The sequence below is a fragment of the Shinella sp. GW821-FHT10F02 genome (assembly GCF_058809275.1).
Window position 1 is genome coordinate 39,994 of sequence record NZ_JBXASL010000008.1, and the last position, 17,114, is coordinate 57,107.

The window sequence follows — 17,114 nt, forward strand, 5'->3', positions numbered from 1 at the left end:
GCAAGGGGTCCTGTCAGGCTGGATTTCGGGCGCGCGACGGCAGGCCGCGCGGATCACGGAAAATCAGGCGGACAGGAAGGGTGGTGCGCGCGGCGGGGCGCCGGGACGGTCGCGCTTGGAATGAAGCGCCTCTTCGACGAGCGGCAGGGCGGCGACCAGGCGGAAAGCCAGGTTGGCGCCGGCGAGATCGGCCGGCTCCGGCATCAGCATGGCACCGCCGATGCGGCAGGCCTCGCACTTGATGGGGGTGGCATGCCGGGCCTTACCGTCGACGCTGCCATTGAGACAGAGGTCCGGCACGGTGCCGTCCGGCAGGGTATATTGCACGAGTTCGAGCGCCGTCGGCTCCAGAGCCGAAGCCGGCTGGTGGGCGAAACCGACGAACAGCATGGCGACTGCGCAAAGCATGCGCAGGCAGGCAGCCCAGCTTGTCGTGCCTCGTGTCATCGGTCGTCCCTTCCGCAATCGCGCGGATATATCGGCCTTAATCTGATGGCGGCAGAACGTCAATGCGACAAAGCGGGCTCCCCTGCCCGGCCATCACGACAATTCATCGATCGATCAGGCAAGCGCTCTACCGTTCCGCAAGAACGCCCCCTAAGGTGCCGCCGCAATCAGGAGGATTCCATGCTTACCATCTACGGCGTCTACCGTTCCCGCGCCTCGCGCAACTATTGGCTGGCCGGCGAACTTGGCCTGCCCTTCACCTCCGTGCCGATCGTGCAGGCTTACCGGCTCGACGACGTGCAGGCGGCGAATGCGCCGCTTAACACCCAGTCGCCGGAATTTCTCGCCGTTAATCCGACAGGCCTCATCCCCTGCATCGACGACGGCGGCTTCGTGATGACGGAATCGCTGGCGATCAACCTCTACCTCGCCCGCAAGCACGGCGGCCCGCTTTCCGGCCAGACGGTGACGGAAGAGGCCGAGATGCTGCAATGGACGATGTGGGCGGCGACCGAGGTGGAGCCGCATGCGGTGAAGATCATCATGCTGCGCGATGTCCAGGCCGCCGAAAGCGAACAGGGGCGGCTGACGATCCGCGCCGCGAACAAGGCGCTGAAAAAGTGTTTCGCGCGGCTCGACCAGCACCTGGCCGCCACCGGCCATGTCGTCGGCGACCGCTTTACCGTGGCCGACCTCAACCTCGCGGAGGTGTTTCGATACGCGATGAGCCAGACGGCGCTTTTCGACGCCGCGCCGAACGTCAAGGCCTGGCTGGAACAGTGCCAGTCGCGCGCCGCCTTCAAGACCATGATGGAGACGCGGTCTAACGAGCCGGAATGATCGCGCCGGCAAAACCGTCCTCGCCATCTTCGGCGATGGCATCACGCAGCCAGCGCTTGAACAGCGAGACTTTGCGCGGCTCCGGCAGACCCGGGGCCGTGACGAAATAATAGCCCATGCCGGTATCCACCCGGATGGGGAACGGCGCCACCAGCCGCCCCTCACGCAGCGCCCAGGAGGCGAGCACCGGCCAGGCGAGCAGCACCCCCTGCCCGGCCAGCGCCGCATCGAGGCAGAGCGAGGCATCGGAGAAGACGTGACGGGCCTTCGGCGCGGGCACGTCGAAACCGGCCGCCTTCAGCCAGCGCTGCCAGGTGAAGGCATCGTTGCCATCGACCACCGCCGGCTGCGCCGACAGGTCCTGCGGCGTCCTGATACCATCCGCCAGCGCCGGGGCGCAGACCGGGAACATCACCTGCGGCATCAGGAACTCCGCCGTCACATCCGGCCAGGTGCCGGGGCCGACGCGAATGCCGAGATCGACATCGGAGCGCGCGAGGTCGACCAGCGTCGTCGTCGCCTCGATGCGCAGGCTGATATCCGGATGGGCGGCGGCGAAGCGATCGATGCGGTGGATGAGCCAGCGCGACGCGAAGATCGGCGCGACGGAAATCGTCAGGATCGCATCGTCGCGCCGCTGGGTGGTCGCGACCGCCTCGGAAAGCTGGCGGAAGGCGGCGGAGAGGCTCGCGAGGAAGGGCGTGCCAGAGGCAGTCTCGCGCAGGCCCCGCGCGGTGCGCTCGAAGATCGCCCGGCCGAGCTGCTCCTCCGCCTTGATGACCTGCTGGCTGACGGCGCCGACCGTCACCCCGAGCTCGTCGGCCGCCGCCTGCAGCGAGCCGAGCCGGCCCACCGCCTCCAGCGCCCGAAGGCCGTTCAGATGCACGCGATTGAGGTTCTTCATATAGCTTTTCTATAGCCTCTTCCTGATCTGCTCGATTGCCCGGAGGGCGTTTCGGCGCGATTATCAGCCATCGACAATGGTAACGAACCGCAAGGAGAAGGCAATGTTCAAGATTTTCTCCAGAGTGGCCGCGGCGCTGAAAGCCGGGGCGGACCCCGCGGACACGCCCGTCTGGATGCGCGATCCGCTCTCCCACCCCGATATCGAGACGATGGATTCGCGCGCGCTCGGCGACCTGCCCTTTGGCCTCTTCCGTCCGCGGGTGTCCGTCGAGGAAAGCTGCAAACACCCGGCCTGATCCTCCCTCGAAGTCCTCCCCGCGCCGGTGTATCCTGCCCGGGGAGGATTTTGCATGCCGGATGACGAGAACGACGCGCTGCTGGTGCGGCTCCAGCGCCTCTCGCAACACCTGCCGGGCGTCGAGACGGGCACCTCCTACGGCACGCCGGCGCTCAAGGTGGCGGGAAAGCTGTTTCTGCGCGTCAAGGATGCCGAGACGCTGGTGCTGATGGCGCCGCTCGACGAGAAGGAGCGCCTGATCGAGATGGCGCCCGACATCTACTACGAGACCGATCATTACCGCGGCTGGCCGGCCCTTCTCATCCGCGCGGCGGCGATCGACGACGCGGAATTGCAGCACCGGATCACCGAAGCCTGGCGCTACAAGGCGCCCGCAAAGCTGCGCAAGACGTTCGGCTGAACACCGCCCCCTCGCCCCACCTTTTTCGAGACGCTTGACACCCTTCCCGCCGCAAGGTTAAACCGGATTTGTAACGTAATAACATTACCAATTCGGAGACCAAAATGCTGAAACGGATCATCGCTGTTTCGGGCGCGCTGTCGTTCGCCCTCCTCCTTCCCGCAACGGCCGGCGCGCATGGCGCCTGGGTGGCGGAGCGCTGGGGCGAACTCGGCGTCATCTACGGCCACGGCGCCGGCGACGATGCCTATGACCCGGCCCGCATCACGCAGGCGATCGCCATCGCCGAGGACGGCACGGCCGCGCCTGTCACCATCGACAAGCGCGACAAGCACGCGATCCTGAAGCCGGAGGGCGAGCCGGCCGCCATCGCGCTGACCTTCGACAACGGCTACTGGAGCGAAAAGGCGGACGGGACCTGGGTGAACGAGCCGAAGGACAAGGTGGCGGATGCCAAGGCGACCGGCCATTACATCAAGAACAGCCTCTCGCTGCTGCATGTGCATGACGCCCTGCCCGATTTCCCGAAACAGGATCTGCAGATCATTCCGCTCGACAATCCGATCGGCCGCAAGGCCGGCGACCCGATCCGGCTGCGCGTGCTCCATGACGGCAAGCCGCTTGCCGGCGCAGTCGTGACGCTCGACTACATCAATCAGGCCGCGCTGAAGAGTGAGCCGACGGATGCGGATGGCGAGGTCGTGGTGGCGATCCGCAATGACGGGCTGAACGTGCTGTCGGTCGACCATGGCGTGCCGCTGGAAAACGACCCGAAGGCCGACACGATCGGCTACACCGCGACGCTGAGCTTCATCGCCGAAGCGCACAAACACGACGATTGATGCGAAAAGGCCCGCGCCACGGGGCGCGGGCCTGGCCTCGTCAGCCGATCGACTGGCCGCCGGACTGGTCCATGAACATGAACTCCCAGACATTGCCGTTGATGTCCTGGAAGGAGCAGCCGTACATGGGGCCGAATTCGATGTTCGGCTGCCATTCGCGCGCACCGGCGGCGAGCGCCTTGGCCTTGATGTCGTCGATCTCCTGTCGGCTTGCGGCCGAAAGGCAGGTCAGCACCTGCGTCTGCTTTTCCGGATCGCCCACCTCGCCCTTCACGAACTGGGCGAATTTTGCTTCCGTCAGGTGCATGACGAAGATGTTTTCGTCCACCACCATGCAGGCGGCGGTGTCGTCGCTGAAGGCCTCGTTGAAGCTGTAGCCGAGCGCGTTGAAGAAGCGGCGGGTAGCCGCCAGGTCCTTGACGGGCAGGTTGACGAAGATCATGCGCATGGAAATCCTCCTTTTTGCTTGCTGTGCGGGGTCCGCCACCGGCGGATCGCCCCGTCATGCCACAAGGACGTAAAGCGACGTCCGATGCCGACAAGCCCGCGCAGATTTTTATGCCGCCGCGCAGCCCGGCACGTCCTCCAGCCGATGCCAGACCGGAATGCCGCGTTCGCGGGCGATGCGCACGTCATTGTCCGCACCCTTGGACGCGCCGGGCAGCCGCAGCACGCCCTCACACAGCTCGAGCAGGCGGTGCGCAACGGGATAAAAGATTTCCTCGTGCAGCGCATCGCCGATCGTCTCGCCACCCGCCGCATGCCAGACGGGTAGCGCCACCCATTCGCCGATCATCGGCACATGCCCGGCCTTGAACAGCGCATAGGACGGCGCCTCCAACCGCTGCAAATTCTCCGCCATCTTTTGCGGGTCGTCTCCCGTGCCCGAGCGATAGGGGCCGGCAATCAGGATCAGCATGATTTACTCCTTACTATTTTCTTTGCACGAAATATCCGGAATTTTCTGGATATTTCACGAATATTCGTGTAATTTCGTGCAGAGTCAAGATGGAGCACAAAGACATGCTGACCAGCCAGCGAAAGGCCTTGATTGCCGAACGGCTGAACCGCGACGGCGAGATCGTCGCGAAGATGCTCGCGGCGGAACTGGACCTGTCGGAGGACACGATCCGGCGGGATCTCAGGGAAATGGCGTCAGAGGGCCTCTTGAAACGGGTGCACGGCGGCGCGCTGCCGCTCTCCCCGCCGCTGCCGGATTTTGCCGCGCGCCAGTCGCTCGCGACGGACGAGAAGGCCGCGCTCGGTGCCCGCGCGGCGGCGATGGTCGCGCCGGGACAGGTGATCTTCCTCGATGGCGGCACGACCACGGCGGCGCTCGCCCGCGCACTGCCCCGCAGCTTTCCCTTCACGGTCGTCACGCACAGCCCGACGATCGCCTGCGAACTCGAACGCCACCCGACCGCCGAGGTCGTGCTCATCGGCGGCAGGCTCTACAAACATTCTATGGTAACGACGGGCGCCATGGCGCTCGATGCGATCCGCGGCCTGAAGGCGGACATCTATTTCATGGGCGTCACCGCCGCCCACCCCACCCACGGCCTCACCACCGGCGACATGGAGGAAGCCGCCACCAAACGCACCATCGCCGAAAACGCCGCCGCGACCTGGGTCCTGCTCACGCAAGAAAAACTCGGCCGCGCCTCCCCCTGGAGGATCATGCCTCTCGCCACGGCCACCGGACTCATCGTGCCGAGCGGCCTCACACCGGAGGCGCTGGCGCCTTACCGGGAGACGGGCGTCGAGATCGCCGAGGCCTGATCAGGCGGCAAACGCTTCCGTCACGCGCACATCGCCGACGTGGATGCCGTTCCAGTTGGACATGGAGCGGTTGGCCTGGGCCATGAGGGCGGCGTGGAGGTCGGGTTCTTCGGTGAAGAAGCGGGCGAGCGTGGCGGCGACCATGCTTTCGGCGGCGCGGGTGGTGCCGTCTTCGCATTTCAGCGCGATGGCGATGCCTTTTTCGGGGATGGCGGCGCAGAAGACGCCTTCGGCACCGGTTTTCGCAAAGATGCGGCCGGGCGCGGTTTCCATGAGGCGGGTGCAGGCGCGTTTCGTGCCGGCGACGTAGAAGGGTTCGGCCATGCAGGCGGCGATCAGCCGGCGCGAGGCTTTGGCGCGCTCGGAACCGAGGCCCGTGCCGGTTGCCATCTTGGCGAAGCCGTGGGCGAGGTTTTTTAGCGGCACGGCGTAGGTCGGGATCGAGCAGCCGTCGGTGCCGCAATTGTCGGTGGCGAGCGCCGATCCCGTCAGGTTTTCCATGATGCCGCGGATTTCGGCCTGGACGGGGTGCTCGTAACGCACATAGCCCTCAAGGTCCTTGCCGGTGTGGCAGGCGGCGCAGATGAAGCCGGCATGTTTGCCGGAGCAATTGTTGTGAAGGGCGGTCGGGTGGTCGAGCTGGCGGGCCTGGCCGATCAGCACGGGCTGCTCGAAGGACCAGTGGGCGCCGCATTCCAGCACGCTCTCATCGACGCCGGCGGCGGCGAGCATGGTGGCGGCAAGGCGTGCATGGGCCGGCTCGCCATTGTGCGAGGAGCAGGCGAGCGCCAGTTCGCGGTTGCCGAAGCCGTGCGCGTCGGCGGCCCCGCTTTCGACGAGCGGCAGGCCCTGCATGGCCTTGCAGGCGGAGCGCGGGAAGACGACGGCGTCGATTTCGCCTTGTGAAAACACCACCTTGCCATCACCATCGACCGCCACGACCATGCCGCGATGGCGGCTTTCGACGAGATCGCCGCGCGTGACTTCGACAAGGACGGGGTTTGCCATATTCGTGCCCTCAAATTTCCGGTTTCGAATGCGGTATTATCCGAAATCCATGGATGTGGACACTCGGTTTGGAGAGACCTCGCATGAAATTCCTGAGGAACGTGTTCGTCCTCTTTCTCGTGATCTATCTCATGCCGGCGCTGGCCTCGGCGGGCTACTGGTACATCAAGGACCGGCCGCAGAACTGGCGGGAGGCGAACTGGAAATCCGCCGGTATCCTGCCGAGCGCCGAAGACACGCCGCGGGCGACGATCCACATCTTTTCGGCCGCGACCGGCGGCCTGAAGGGCGCGGTGGCAAGCCACGCCTGGATCGTTACCAAGGAGGCGAATGCCAAAAGCTACAACCGCTATGACAAGGTCGGCTGGGGCACGCCGGTGCGCAAGAACGGTTATGCGCCGGATGCCTTCTGGTATTCCAACACGCCGCGCGTGGTGGTGAGCGTCAGCGGCGACGAGGCGGCGCGGCTGATCCCGAAGATCGAGCAGGCGATCGCCAGCTATCCCTATTCCAAGCCCGGCGGCTACCGCATCTGGCCTGGGCCCAACTCCAACACCTTCGTCGCCCATGTGCTGCGCAACGTGCCGGAACTCGGCGTCGTGCTGCCGCCGGATGCGGTGGGGCGCGATTACCTGCCGGAGGGCAAGCTCTTCGCCATCGATGCGGACGGCAAGGACGTGCATGCCACGCTCTACGGCCTGCTCGGCATCTCGGCCGGGCTGCGCTCCGGGCTTGAGCTGCACATCATGGGCCTCGTCGCCGGCGTGGATTTCTATCGGCCGGCGATCAAGATACCCGCCATCGGGCGCATCGGGGTCTAGCGGTTTGCTGACAAGGCATGCCCCATCCCGCTGTCACCCTCGGGCTTGACCCGAGGGTCCATGCAGCACGCGCGGCGTGGATGCTCGGGTCAAGCCCGAGCATGACGGAGGAGTGGGTAGCCTCCTAAAGATACTCCACCTCGAAGGCGGCGATGCGAGCCGGGTCGGCGATCGAGTCGATGGCGGTGATCTGGTCGCCCGCAACCTCCATGCGCACGACGATCCTGAGTTCGCCGCCGAGGATGACGGCGAGGCCGAAATGGCCGTCGATGAGGGCGAGCCTTGCGGCGGTCGCCTTGCCCTTGAAGGTGGTGGCCACCGCCTGCGCGCCGTGGATTTCCGCAAGCGAACCGAGCCGCACCGCATCTTCATCCGCATGGAAGACGACCTCGGGATCGAGCACGGCGAGCAGACCTGAGAAATCGCCATCGCGCGAGGCGGCGAGGAAGGCCGCGACGACGCGCTTGCGGCGGTCGTAATCCGCAGCCGGCGTCTCCGGCAGGCCCTGCACGCGGCGGCGCGCGCGGCTTGCGAGTTGGCGGGCGGCCACCGGCGTCTTGTCGACGATGCGGCCGATCTCCTCGAAGGGCACGTCGAACATGTCATGGAGGACGAAGGCGAGGCGCTCGGCGGGCGCCAGGCGCTCCAGCACGACCAGCAGCGCGAGGCCGACGGAATCGGCGAGTGCGGCCTGTTCGTCGGCCGCGGCACTCGGGTCGGCGTGCTGTATTTCGCCATCGTCACCGTCGATGGGGTCTTCGCGGCGCTTCGTGCGGGCGCGCAGCATGTCGAGGCAGATGCGGCCGACGACGGTCGTCAGCCAGCCACCGAGATTGTCGATGCCGTCGCCGCCGGCCCGCTCCAGCCGGAGCCAGGCTTCCTGCACCGCATCCTCCGCCTCGGCGCGCGAGCCCAGCATGCGGAAGGCGACGGTGCCGAGGCGCCCGCGTTCAGCCTCGAAATGTTCGGCCCAGAATTTTTTCTCGCTCATCTGTCACACTCCCTCGCTCAGCGGCGTCATGGCCATGACGAACGAAGCAGGCCCGGTGTGACAGGGTTCGCATTCGTCGAACGCGAAAACATTGCAAGGAGCGAAAAAATGCAATCCCGTATGAACAATATCGTCGCCGTTCTCCCCGAAGTCATGGGCGCATTGCAGGCGTTGCAGGGGGCCGCGCAGAAAACCGGCCTGCCGGAGAAGACCGCGAACCTCGTGCATCTGAGGGCAAGCCAGATCAACGGCTGCGGCTTCTGCGTCGACCTGCATCCACGCATGATGAAGAAGGCCGGCGAGAGCGACCGGCGCATCTTCTCCGTCGCCGCCTGGCGCGAGGCGCCGTTCTACACCGATGCCGAACGCGCCGCGCTGGCGCTGACCGAGGCGCTGACCCGCATCGCCGACCGCGAGGAGCCGGTGCCGGACGCCATCTGGAACGAGGCCGCCCGCCACTACGACGAAAAGACGCTGGCCGCCCTCGTCGTGGAGATCGCGGCGATCAATGTGTGGAACCGGTTCAACGTGGCGACGCGGCAGGTTGCCGGTGAGTGGAACCCGTAACCTCGCCCACCCTCCGTCATCCTCGGGCTCGACCCGAGGATCCACGCGGCACCCGCGGCATGGATGGTCGGGTCAAGCCCGACCATGACGGAGGAGAGGCTGGCGCGGCTCTCTGCCCCTCCGGACACGCATTTTCAGTGAAAAGTCACGGCTTGCAGTCGGTTTGAAGCCGTGCGACGTCTGAAATCCATTCTTTTCGCATGCCAAGGCTCAATTCCATGTCCGATAGCGTCATCACCCCGAAGGAGGCCGCGCCGCGGCTTTCCAGCCTGTTTTCCCGCGCCTATCTGTTCGGGACGCTGATGCTGGGTGGCGGGATCATGCTGCATGCGGTGGAGACCTATATCACTGCGACGCTAATGCCCTCGATCGTGCGCGACATCGGCGGGCTGCCGCTGTTTGCCTGGGCGACGACGATCTACGTGGCGGCCTCGGTGCTCGGCTCGACCTTCGTGGCGGTGCGGCCGAAGAGCGTGACGCTCAATCGCTGTTATGTCTTCGGCGCGGTGCTGTTCGGCATCGGCAGCCTCGTCTGCGCCATCGCGCCGACCATGGAGACGGTACTGGTCGGCCGGGCGATCCAGGGGCTCGGCGCCGGTTTCCTGGTGGCGCTCGGTTATGCCTTCATCCGCTTCGTCTATCCCGAACCGCTGTGGAGCACGGCCTCGACGCTCTATGCTGCCGTCTGGGGCATCGCGACCTTCCTCGGCCCGACGATCGGCGGCATCTTTGCCGCCGGCAGCGCCTGGCGCGAGGCCTTTGCACTGCTGATCCCGCTGTCCATCCTGATGGCGGTCTCAGCGCCAAAACTGCTGCCCTCCGGCGAGGCCGAGCGGGTAACAACCAAGACGCCGTTTCTCCAGATCGTGCTGCTGGTCGCGGCCGTGGTCGTGCTGTCCTTCGCAAGCTCGGTGGATGCGCCGGCGCTGCGTAGCCTCTTTGCGGCCTCAGCCGTGGTCGCGGTCATCGCCGCCATTGCCATCGAGCGGCACACCGAAGCGCGGCTTCTTCCGGCCGGCACGATGCGCCTCACCTCGCCGCTTGCCCGCGTCTATCTCATCATGCTGATGCTGCTCGTCACCATCTGCTCGGATATCTACATCCCCTATTTCCTCCAGGTACTGCACGGGGTGACGCCGCTCGTTTCCGGTTATCTCGTGGCGCTGCTCGCGCTCGGCTGGACGGCCGCGGCCTTCGCGACGGCGAACATCCGGGGACGGCGCGCCAACCGGGTCATCGTCGGCGGCGCGCTGGTCGAGGCGGTTGCCACCGCGCTGCTCGTCGTCACGCTCGCGCGGCACAATCCCGCAGGCAGCCTGCCGCTGCTGGCGATCGCCACCATATTCATCTTCCTCATGGGTTTCGGCATCGGCCTCGGCTGGGCGCATCTCGTCACCCATGTGCTGCATCTGGCGCCCGCCGGCGAGACGGACAAGGCATCCGCGGCCATCACCACCATGCAGGCGCTGGGTGCTGCCTTCGGGGCGGCGATTGCCGGCATCATCGTCAACACGACCGGCCTCGTCGATCCCGGCGGCACGGAAGGTGCGGTGACGGCGGCGCGCTGGCTCTACCTGCTGCTCGCCATCCCGGCGGCCCTCGGCATGCTGCTTGCGACCACCCTTCCCGCGGGAAAGGCCGCAAGCGCGGATTGAGGATTTGTTAACGGCATCCGGCAGTCCTCGTTGCGACACTGCCTCCTTCTGCCACAAAAGGCCCCTATCGTGCGGCGCAACGCCCTGACGATTCGGCCTTGGAAGGAAAAACGGGTGAGACGCAGCAACGGGCACAGGGTGCCGGGCGAGAGCAGCAGGGCGCATGCCGATGCTATCCTGCCGCTTGCCGCCATCCGCGACCGCGCGACGACCGACCTCGTGCTCTCCGGGCTCGACGCCTCCGGCGTCGCCTTCGCGCTGTTTTCGCCGGACGACGAACTTTCCTACGGTTCCACGGCCTTCGCCGCCCTCTTCGACGTGCAGCCGGGCGCGCGCACCTTCGGCGACATCCTGCGCCATTGCCATGCCCATGGCGTCGGCCCGAAGATGACCGGGCCGATCGACGCCTTTCTCGCGATGGCGGCCGAAAAACGGCGCAGCAGCCCGCACCGCAGTTTCGAGATCGACATCAGTGACGACCGCTGGTTCCTGGTCAACGAGACGCTGCTGGCCGATGGCTGGCTGTGGAGCGTCTTCACCGACATCACCATGCTGAAATCGACCGAGCGCGTGTTGCAGCTCGCCCGCGATGCCGCGCAGCTTGCCGCCGATACGGACCCGCTGACCGGGCTTGTCAACCGCCGCGCAGCGATGGAGCGGCTGGATGCGGAAATGCGCGCGGCCTTCCGCGACTGCACGCAGCTCTCGCTGGTGCTGATCGACCTCGATCATTTCAAGACGATCAACGACCGATACGGTCATGCCAAGGGCGACGACGTGCTCCGGCATTTCGCCGCCGCCGGCCGCCAGCAATTGCGCGGCGGCGATGTTTTCGCGCGCATCGGCGGCGAGGAATTCATGGTGCTGATGCCGGGCACCGGCGTCCGGCAAGCCACGCAGGCCGTGGAGCGGCTGCGCAGCCATGTGCGCGAAGAGGAGAACCGCGCGGGGCTGTGCTGCACCTACACGATGTCCGCCGGCGTCGCGGAATATTGCGGCAATGCCGTGGAAGACCTGTTCGAGCGGGCCGACCGGGCGCTCTACAGCGCAAAGCACCTCGGCCGCGACCGCATCGAGCAAGCGCCGTAACGTCTAGCTTTTACGCAATTCCGGACGCAAAACCGCTACACACTTTTGCTGGAATTGCTTTCGACGGTCAGCATGATCTTTCCGATATGATCGCCGTGTTCCATCATGCGATGGCCGGCAGCGGCATCGGCAAAGGGCAGGACGGCGTGCACCACCGGGGCGATGCGCCCCTCCTCCAGCAACGGCCAGACCTTTTGCAGCAGTTCGTCGCGGATCGCCTGCTTTTCCGCCGCGGTGCGCGGGCGCATGGCGGAGCCCATCAGATGCAGGCGCTTTTGCAGGATGGGCGCGAGGCTGACCTTTTCGGCGAAGGTGCCGCCGAGGAAGGCGATGATCGACAGGCGGCCGTCGCGGGCAAGCGACTTCAGGTTCCGCTCGAAATAGGCCGCACCGATCATGTCGAGGATGACGTCGACGCCGGCCTTGCCGGTTTCTTCCGCGATGACGGTGCAGAAATCCTCGCTGCGGTAGTTGATCGCGCGGGAGGCACCAAGGTCGAGGCAAGCCTCGCATTTCTCCGCCGTGCCGGCCGTCGTGAAGACGCGGGAGCCGAGCGCTGCGGCAAGCTGGATCGCCGTCGTGCCGATGCCGCTCGATCCGCCGTGGATGAGCACGCTTTCGCCGGGCTTCAGGCCCGCCATCATGAAGAGGTTCGCCCAGACGGTGAAGAAGGTTTCCGGCAGGGCCGCCGCCTTCACCGCGTCATACCCCTTCGGGAAGGGCAGCGCCTGGGTTGCCGGCACCGCGCAATAGCGTGCATAGCCGCCGCCATTCGCCAGCGCGCAGACCTGGTCGCCGAGTTCGTAGCCGGTCACGTCGTCGCCGATCGCCACGACTTCGCCGGCGATCTCCAGGCCGAGGATGGGGCTTGCATCCGGCGGCGGCGGATAGTCGCCCTTGCGCTGGAGCACGTCCGGCCGGTTGATGCCGGCGGCCGCGACGCGCACCAGGATTTCGCCGCTTCGAAGCTGCGGCGTGCGGCCCTCCATCACCACCAGATTGTCCGGGCCGCCATGTTCGGTAAGCCCGATATAGGACATGGATGATGGAATGGACATGGGCTTCTGCCTCCCCGGGCGCTTTGGCGACGCGCAATCTGTAACGCTGATTCTAGCCTAAAGCGCGAACCATTTGAATCGGTTCCGCTGGCACCTGCGACATTTGCGATGGCGCGCAGACCGCCCACTTTCAGCCGCAAACCGCTGGAATTCCGGCCGTTTCGGGACGCGCAGAATTAAATCTTGTTAATTTGAAAACGGATTTTTCCGGGCCTAGCTTCTGTTGCGAAGCCGGGGAGCGCCGGCGGCTCATCCCCCTAGAGCCGCGACGCGACGTCTCCCGGACGGCTTCTCAGTGCCCCGCCCGGGGCCGCTATAGGACGACACAGATGCGTGTTCTTCTTTCCAATCTCGCCATCGTCACTGTTCTCACCACACCGGCTCTTGCCCTCGCCGCCCAGACGGCGACCGGTACGGTCAAGGATTACAACAAGGCGTCGATGTCTCTGACGCTCAGTGACGGCACCACCTACCAGCTTCCGAAGGGTTTTCACGATCCCGGGCTGAAGACGGGCGAGAAGGTGTCCGTCTCCTTCGACATGTCCGGCAAGAACCACGAAGCGAAGACCGTGAAGCTCATTCGCTGACGTGGCGGGAAGCGGGCTCCGAGGAGCCCGCTTCCGAGTTTTTTGTTTTGCCGCTTCGGCTGGAAACGCTCTAGTGCGCAGCCGAAAGCTGCGCTGCGGCGGATGTCGAGGACAGCACGAGCCCCCCGTCGCTGCCCTTGGCATCCGCCTTCAAGGCGGCGATCCGGCTGCTGATCAACCCCGCTTCGCCGATCACCTCGCCCTCCGGCACGATGACCACGGCAGCCGAGCAGCGCATCAGCGGAAACGTCGTCTGGTTGCCGGCGCGATCATGCCCGCGGATCTGGCCGGCGAGCTGGTCTTCCGCCGCATAGAGCAGGCGCACCTCGCGGCTGAAATCGGCCAAAAGCCGCTCCAGGATGACCTGAACCGCCTCCACCGGACGGCCGGAAATGCCGGCGAAAAAGTCATCCCCGCCGACATGGCCGATGAAGACGTCGTCGCCGATGAATTCGCGGCGCATCAGCGAGGCGAAGAGCGACAGCGCAAGGTCGCCCTTCTGGAAGCCGTAGTGATCGTTGAACGGCTTGAAATTGTCGAAATCGAAATAACACAGGCAGCGAAGCTGGTCGCCGTCGAGCGCCTTGTCCTGAAGATAGTCGCGGATCGAGCGGTTGCCGGGAAGCCCGGTCAGCGGGTTCTGGTCCTCCGCCGTCTTCAGGCGCTTCTCGTTGATGATCTTCAGCAGCGAGGAAGCGGAGAGGATGCCGGCATAGCGCAGGTTCTCCGTCAGGATCACGCATTCATTGCCGCCCATGCCGGTGAAGACGTCGAGCAATTGTTCGGCGGGCGTATCGAGATCGGCGATCGGCGCGGTGGTGACGAAGTGCGACAGGCTCTTCTGGTAGAGCTTGTTCTTCAGCAGATCGCGGCCGAACGGATGATAGCTCAGCTCCTTCACATGATATTCATGCAGGATGCCGCGCGGCTCGTCATTGGCGTTCAGCACCGGGAAGAAGGTGCGCTTGGGGTCGCGGCGGAAGAATTCGAAGACCGATTCCAGGCTCTCGTTTTCGCGCAGCACCGCAACCTGCTCGATCTCGCGGCGGATGAGGATGCTGTCCAGCGTGCGCGACGAGCGGCGCGTGCCGCCGGCCCGCGTCACCTGGGCATAGACCGGGCTGAGCATGGAAAAATCGGTGACCGGGCGGGAGACGAACCAGCCCTGCACGAGATCGCAGCCGGCCTCGCGGGCGGCGACGAACTCCGCCTCCGTCTCCACCCCTTCGGCGATGACGCGGATGCCGAGCACATGGGCAGCGTTGACGGTGTTGCGCACCAGATGGCGCTTGCGCGCATCGTTCTCCATGCCGGAGATGAAATGGCGATCGATCTTGAGATAGTCGACCTGATGGTCGCAGAGCAGCTTCAGCCCGTTGTGCCCGACGCCGAAATCATCGATGGCGAGCTTGAAGCCGGCAAGCCGGAGCTTGCGCACGAGGATGGCGAAATCCGGCAGCGTATCGTTGTCGAAGCGCTCGGAAATCTCGAAGCAGATCGAGGAGGCCGGAATGCCGGCGCGGAAGAGATGGCCGGCGAGCCGCTCGACGAGATCGGCCCCCTCGGGCACCAGGCGCGAATCGAGGTTGATGAAGAGCGTGCGCGAGCGGAAATCCGGCAGCGCGGCGAAGGCCGCGATCGCGCGGCTGTTGGCCATGTGCTCCAGCGCCAGAAGCTGGCCCGCCTCATGCGCGCGGTCGATCAGGTCGAGCGGCGAGCTGAAGCCGAGCCGGTCGAAGCCGCGCATCAGCGATTCGTAGCCGAACACCGCGCCGGTGCCGGCCTCGACGATGGGCTGGAAGGCCGTTTCGATCACCAGCTTGGCAAGGGTGACGATCTCGCCATCCCCGAAACGGCGTAGGGCGAGCAATTCGGCGGCGGACATGGGCGGCTCCGAGGCGTGAACTTATGCCACGAAGTGTTCTCCGGGATCGCTGAAGAATCCGTTTCCGTAATGTGACAGTTCGATGAAAGTTCAATGACTACAAGGAGTTGAAAAAGGAGCGACTCATATAGGCAAAGCCAGCAGCAAGGCCCCGCCGCCGATCATGACCACAGCCAGCCAATGGGCCGGCGAAAGCTGCTCGCCGAGGAACAGAACGGCGAAGACGGCGACCAGAACGACGCTCAGCTTGTCGACAGGCGCGACCTGGGCGGCCTTGCCGATCTGCAGCGCGCGAAAATAGCAGAGCCACGAAGCGCCGGTCGCCAGGCCCGAGAGAATGAGGAAGATCCAGCTCCTTGCCGGCACCGTGCCGGGCGCTTGCCAGTTGCCCATGAGCGTCAGCATGAGGGCGAGCGCCAGCAGGATGACCACGGTGCGCACGAAGGTCGCGAAATCGGAATTGACCTCGGCAATGCCGATCTTGGCGAAGATCGCCGTCAGCGCCGCGAAGACCGCCGAGCCGAGCGCCCAGACCTGCCAGGATGTGAGAAGCGCCTTCACATTGCACCTCCTGCGAGCATATAGCGTGACAAAGCAAGCCCCGCCGCCACGGCGAGCAGCGAAAAAATCACCGAGGCGCCGACATAAAGCGCGGCCAGCCCCACCTCGCCGCGCTCCCAGAGCAGCGCCGCATCGAGCGAGAAGGCCGAAAAGGTGGTGAAGCCGCCGAGGATGCCCGTCGTCAGGAACAGCCGCAGCTCTTGCGGCAGGTGGCCGCGAAAGGCGAAGGCCCCGGCAATCAGCCCCATCACCAGGCAGCCGAGCACGTTGATGACGAGCGTGCCGGCCGGAAAGCCCGTGCCGAACAGGCGCGCCGACAGCACGTTCACCCCGTGGCGCCCGGCACCGCCGATGCCTGCGCCAAGAAAGACGATCATATAGTTCATGTCCGTTGCCCTCAAAGTCCGTTGCTGCGACATCCGGACAACAAAAAACCGCCCACGGGCGGTCGCCAAACACGCGCCCGCCATCGACGGCCATTGCTGGCCGGTTCTGGCAGGCGCTATCAGCCGGTAAACGGCGGTTGTCGGGGAGCACCATCCCCATCCCACGGTGAAATTTTTAGCGCGCTGGCGTGGCCGCTGTCAAACGGCGTTGATGTGGTCGACTGTGCCAAAAATTTTTATTGATTGATCACTCAATTAAAAATACGCTTGACGAAAATCAGGGGAACCACATGCCGAAGGTTGGAATGGAGCCGGTGCGCCGCAAGGCGCTGGTGGACGCGACGCTGAGGGCGGTCGGCGACCACGGCTCGCTGACCGTCACCATGTCGGAGATCGCCCGCCATGCCGGCGTGTCGGCGGCGCTTGCGCATCACTATTTCGGCTCCAAGGAGCAGCTCGTCATCGAGACGATCCGCAGCCTGTTGCGCCAGCTTCGTGCCGACGCCGTGGCCGCGCTGAAGGCCGCGGCGACGCCGCGGGAAAGACTGTCGGCGGTGATCCGCGTCAATTTCCAGGCGCACCAGTTCGCACCGGAGACCGTCGCCGCCTGGCTCGCCTTCTATTCGGAGGCGCAGCGCTCGGAGGAAGTGCGCCGCCTGCTCGTCGTCTATGCCCGGCGGCTGAACTCCAACCTGCTGGCGAGCCTCAAACAGCTCTGCCCCGCCGCAACCGCCTCGGACATTGCCGATGGGGCGGCGGCGATGATCGACGGGCTGTATCTGCGCCAGGGGCTGAAGTCGGCGCCGGTGAGCATCGAGTCTTCGATTGCGCTGACGGAGGGGTATGTGAATGCGCAGCTTCAGGCTTGCGGGGGAAAGCCGGCATGATCCGCGCCCGTCACACCCCCCTCTGCCCTGCCGGGCATCTCCCCCTCAAGGGGGGAGATCGAATCGCGGCAAGGTCTCGCCCATCGCAACCGCTGCCGAAAAAGCGG

At 65.4% G+C, this 17,114-nt stretch carries 21 protein-coding genes and 1 riboswitch; of the genes, 11 read left to right on the forward strand and 10 right to left on the reverse strand.

All coding sequences use genetic code 11. The annotated features are described in order from the left end of the window. Positions 1-63 precede the first annotated feature (63 nt). Positions 64-447: a hypothetical protein gene (locus AC1RWL_RS23585; RefSeq protein WP_493095655.1), complete on the reverse strand. Its 384-nt coding sequence runs from the start codon at positions 445-447 to the stop codon at positions 64-66. Positions 448-627: 180 nt separating this feature from the next. Between AC1RWL_RS23585 and AC1RWL_RS23590 the strand changes: the two genes are divergently transcribed. Further along, positions 628-1,287, forward strand: a complete 660-nt coding sequence (locus AC1RWL_RS23590; RefSeq protein ID WP_493095656.1) for a glutathione S-transferase family protein — start codon at positions 628-630, stop codon at positions 1,285-1,287. On the opposite strand, the gene AC1RWL_RS23595 is transcribed toward AC1RWL_RS23590, so the two are convergent. Continuing rightward, a complete protein-coding gene (locus AC1RWL_RS23595) occupies positions 1,271-2,191 on the reverse strand; it encodes a LysR substrate-binding domain-containing protein (protein WP_493095657.1) in 921 nt (306 codons plus the stop codon). The genes AC1RWL_RS23590 and AC1RWL_RS23595 overlap by 17 nt on opposite strands. Before the next feature lie 103 nt (positions 2,192-2,294). Between AC1RWL_RS23595 and AC1RWL_RS23600 the strand changes: the two genes are divergently transcribed. From AC1RWL_RS23600 to AC1RWL_RS23610, 3 genes are all read left to right on the forward strand, one after another. After that, complete coding sequence (locus tag AC1RWL_RS23600; protein ID WP_493095658.1) at positions 2,295-2,489, forward strand: hypothetical protein; 195 nt, start codon at positions 2,295-2,297, stop codon at positions 2,487-2,489. Positions 2,490-2,543: 54 nt separating this feature from the next. Continuing rightward, the gene (locus AC1RWL_RS23605) at positions 2,544-2,891 is read left to right on the forward strand and encodes an MmcQ/YjbR family DNA-binding protein (protein WP_493095659.1); all 348 of its coding nucleotides are present in this window, start codon (positions 2,544-2,546) and stop codon (positions 2,889-2,891) included. A 104-nt stretch (positions 2,892-2,995) separates the two neighbouring features. Next, entirely contained in the window at positions 2,996-3,733 is a 738-nt protein-coding gene (locus tag AC1RWL_RS23610) for a DUF4198 domain-containing protein (RefSeq protein WP_493095660.1), read from the forward strand. Positions 3,734-3,773: 40 nt separating this feature from the next. On the opposite strand, the gene AC1RWL_RS23615 is transcribed toward AC1RWL_RS23610, so the two are convergent. After that, positions 3,774-4,181, reverse strand: a complete 408-nt coding sequence (locus AC1RWL_RS23615) for a VOC family protein (protein WP_493095661.1) — start codon at positions 4,179-4,181, stop codon at positions 3,774-3,776. A 108-nt stretch (positions 4,182-4,289) separates the two neighbouring features. Next, positions 4,290-4,652 carry a DUF4406 domain-containing protein gene (locus AC1RWL_RS23620; RefSeq protein WP_435267243.1) on the reverse strand — a complete coding sequence of 121 codons (363 nt, stop codon included), beginning with the start codon at positions 4,650-4,652 and terminating at the stop codon, positions 4,290-4,292. Positions 4,653-4,756: 104 nt separating this feature from the next. Here AC1RWL_RS23620 and AC1RWL_RS23625 point away from each other — a divergent pair, with 104 nt between their 5' ends. Continuing rightward, entirely contained in the window at positions 4,757-5,512 is a 756-nt protein-coding gene (locus tag AC1RWL_RS23625) for a DeoR/GlpR family DNA-binding transcription regulator (protein ID WP_493095662.1), read from the forward strand. Here AC1RWL_RS23625 and AC1RWL_RS23630 read toward each other — a convergent pair whose 3' ends face one another. Then, complete coding sequence (locus tag AC1RWL_RS23630; protein WP_493095663.1) at positions 5,513-6,520, reverse strand: asparaginase; 1,008 nt, start codon at positions 6,518-6,520, stop codon at positions 5,513-5,515. It abuts the gene before it with no gap. 83 nt (positions 6,521-6,603) lie between these two features. Between AC1RWL_RS23630 and AC1RWL_RS23635 the strand changes: the two genes are divergently transcribed. Beyond that, on the forward strand, positions 6,604-7,341 hold the full coding sequence (locus tag AC1RWL_RS23635; protein ID WP_439618750.1) for a DUF3750 domain-containing protein: 738 nt from the start codon (positions 6,604-6,606) through the stop codon (positions 7,339-7,341). Between the two features lie 124 nt (positions 7,342-7,465). On the opposite strand, the gene AC1RWL_RS23640 is transcribed toward AC1RWL_RS23635, so the two are convergent. Then, on the reverse strand, positions 7,466-8,332 hold the full coding sequence (locus AC1RWL_RS23640) for a sigma-70 family RNA polymerase sigma factor (protein WP_493095664.1): 867 nt from the start codon (positions 8,330-8,332) through the stop codon (positions 7,466-7,468). A gap of 108 nt (positions 8,333-8,440) precedes the next feature. Here AC1RWL_RS23640 and AC1RWL_RS23645 point away from each other — a divergent pair, with 108 nt between their 5' ends. The 3 genes from AC1RWL_RS23645 (at position 8,441) to AC1RWL_RS23655 (ending at position 11,643) form a co-directional block, all read left to right on the forward strand. Next, positions 8,441-8,899, forward strand: a complete 459-nt coding sequence (locus AC1RWL_RS23645; protein ID WP_493095665.1) for a carboxymuconolactone decarboxylase family protein — start codon at positions 8,441-8,443, stop codon at positions 8,897-8,899. Positions 8,900-9,099: 200 nt separating this feature from the next. Beyond that, positions 9,100-10,554 (forward strand): MFS transporter, encoded by a 1,455-nt coding sequence (locus tag AC1RWL_RS23650; RefSeq protein WP_493158494.1) that lies wholly within the window; start codon positions 9,100-9,102, stop codon positions 10,552-10,554. Between the two features lie 114 nt (positions 10,555-10,668). Continuing rightward, the gene (locus AC1RWL_RS23655; protein WP_493095667.1) at positions 10,669-11,643 is read left to right on the forward strand and encodes a sensor domain-containing diguanylate cyclase; all 975 of its coding nucleotides are present in this window, start codon (positions 10,669-10,671) and stop codon (positions 11,641-11,643) included. Between the two features lie 35 nt (positions 11,644-11,678). Here the strand turns inward: AC1RWL_RS23655 and AC1RWL_RS23660 are convergent, their stop codons facing one another. After that, positions 11,679-12,701: an NAD(P)H-quinone oxidoreductase gene (locus tag AC1RWL_RS23660; protein WP_256118686.1), complete on the reverse strand. Its 1,023-nt coding sequence runs from the start codon at positions 12,699-12,701 to the stop codon at positions 11,679-11,681. A 329-nt stretch (positions 12,702-13,030) separates the two neighbouring features. Between AC1RWL_RS23660 and AC1RWL_RS23665 the strand changes: the two genes are divergently transcribed. After that, positions 13,031-13,288, forward strand: a complete 258-nt coding sequence (locus tag AC1RWL_RS23665) for a DUF1344 domain-containing protein (protein ID WP_256118685.1) — start codon at positions 13,031-13,033, stop codon at positions 13,286-13,288. Positions 13,289-13,358: 70 nt separating this feature from the next. Here AC1RWL_RS23665 and AC1RWL_RS23670 read toward each other — a convergent pair whose 3' ends face one another. The 3 genes from AC1RWL_RS23670 to crcB form a co-directional block, all read right to left on the reverse strand. Continuing rightward, positions 13,359-15,173, reverse strand: a complete 1,815-nt coding sequence (locus AC1RWL_RS23670; RefSeq protein ID WP_493095668.1) for an EAL domain-containing protein — start codon at positions 15,171-15,173, stop codon at positions 13,359-13,361. 123 nt (positions 15,174-15,296) lie between these two features. Beyond that, positions 15,297-15,734 carry an EamA family transporter gene (locus tag AC1RWL_RS23675; protein ID WP_435267255.1) on the reverse strand — a complete coding sequence of 146 codons (438 nt, stop codon included), beginning with the start codon at positions 15,732-15,734 and terminating at the stop codon, positions 15,297-15,299. Then, positions 15,731-16,120, reverse strand: coding sequence for a fluoride efflux transporter CrcB (crcB, locus tag AC1RWL_RS23680; RefSeq protein WP_493095669.1), 390 nt, complete (start codon positions 16,118-16,120; stop codon positions 15,731-15,733). The genes AC1RWL_RS23675 and crcB overlap by 4 nt, the downstream gene beginning before the upstream one ends. 103 nt (positions 16,121-16,223) lie before the next feature. After that, a riboswitch (Fluoride riboswitch) is annotated at positions 16,224-16,287 on the reverse strand. A 123-nt stretch (positions 16,288-16,410) separates the two neighbouring features. Here crcB and betI point away from each other — a divergent pair. Then, positions 16,411-17,007 carry a transcriptional regulator BetI gene (gene betI / locus AC1RWL_RS23685; protein WP_493095670.1) on the forward strand — a complete coding sequence of 199 codons (597 nt, stop codon included), beginning with the start codon at positions 16,411-16,413 and terminating at the stop codon, positions 17,005-17,007. The last annotated feature ends 107 nt before the right edge of the window (positions 17,008-17,114 follow it).

What these genes read in the sequence shown, in the direction of transcription:
- AC1RWL_RS23650 (WP_493158494.1), top strand. Translation starts at nt 9,100, where the DNA reads ATGCCAAGGCTCAATTCCATGTCCGATAGCGTCATCACCCCGAAGGAG.
- AC1RWL_RS23620 (WP_435267243.1), bottom strand. Translation starts at nt 4,652, where the DNA reads ATGCTGATCCTGATTGCCGGCCCCTATCGCTCGGGCACGGGAGACGAC.
- AC1RWL_RS23630 (WP_493095663.1), bottom strand. Translation starts at nt 6,520, where the DNA reads ATGGCAAACCCCGTCCTTGTCGAAGTCACGCGCGGCGATCTCGTCGAA.
- AC1RWL_RS23600 (WP_493095658.1), top strand. Translation starts at nt 2,295, where the DNA reads ATGTTCAAGATTTTCTCCAGAGTGGCCGCGGCGCTGAAAGCCGGGGCG.
- AC1RWL_RS23590 (WP_493095656.1), top strand. Translation starts at nt 628, where the DNA reads ATGCTTACCATCTACGGCGTCTACCGTTCCCGCGCCTCGCGCAACTAT.
- AC1RWL_RS23665 (WP_256118685.1), top strand. Translation starts at nt 13,031, where the DNA reads ATGCGTGTTCTTCTTTCCAATCTCGCCATCGTCACTGTTCTCACCACA.
- AC1RWL_RS23610 (WP_493095660.1), top strand. Translation starts at nt 2,996, where the DNA reads ATGCTGAAACGGATCATCGCTGTTTCGGGCGCGCTGTCGTTCGCCCTC.
- AC1RWL_RS23660 (WP_256118686.1), bottom strand. Translation starts at nt 12,701, where the DNA reads ATGTCCATTCCATCATCCATGTCCTATATCGGGCTTACCGAACATGGC.
- AC1RWL_RS23585 (WP_493095655.1), bottom strand. Translation starts at nt 447, where the DNA reads ATGACACGAGGCACGACAAGCTGGGCTGCCTGCCTGCGCATGCTTTGC.
- AC1RWL_RS23670 (WP_493095668.1), bottom strand. Translation starts at nt 15,173, where the DNA reads ATGTCCGCCGCCGAATTGCTCGCCCTACGCCGTTTCGGGGATGGCGAG.
- AC1RWL_RS23615 (WP_493095661.1), bottom strand. Translation starts at nt 4,181, where the DNA reads ATGCGCATGATCTTCGTCAACCTGCCCGTCAAGGACCTGGCGGCTACC.
- AC1RWL_RS23625 (WP_493095662.1), top strand. Translation starts at nt 4,757, where the DNA reads ATGCTGACCAGCCAGCGAAAGGCCTTGATTGCCGAACGGCTGAACCGC.
- crcB (WP_493095669.1), bottom strand. Translation starts at nt 16,120, where the DNA reads ATGAACTATATGATCGTCTTTCTTGGCGCAGGCATCGGCGGTGCCGGG.
- AC1RWL_RS23605 (WP_493095659.1), top strand. Translation starts at nt 2,544, where the DNA reads ATGCCGGATGACGAGAACGACGCGCTGCTGGTGCGGCTCCAGCGCCTC.
- AC1RWL_RS23595 (WP_493095657.1), bottom strand. Translation starts at nt 2,191, where the DNA reads ATGAAGAACCTCAATCGCGTGCATCTGAACGGCCTTCGGGCGCTGGAG.
- betI (WP_493095670.1), top strand. Translation starts at nt 16,411, where the DNA reads ATGCCGAAGGTTGGAATGGAGCCGGTGCGCCGCAAGGCGCTGGTGGAC.
- AC1RWL_RS23645 (WP_493095665.1), top strand. Translation starts at nt 8,441, where the DNA reads ATGCAATCCCGTATGAACAATATCGTCGCCGTTCTCCCCGAAGTCATG.
- AC1RWL_RS23635 (WP_439618750.1), top strand. Translation starts at nt 6,604, where the DNA reads ATGAAATTCCTGAGGAACGTGTTCGTCCTCTTTCTCGTGATCTATCTC.
- AC1RWL_RS23640 (WP_493095664.1), bottom strand. Translation starts at nt 8,332, where the DNA reads ATGAGCGAGAAAAAATTCTGGGCCGAACATTTCGAGGCTGAACGCGGG.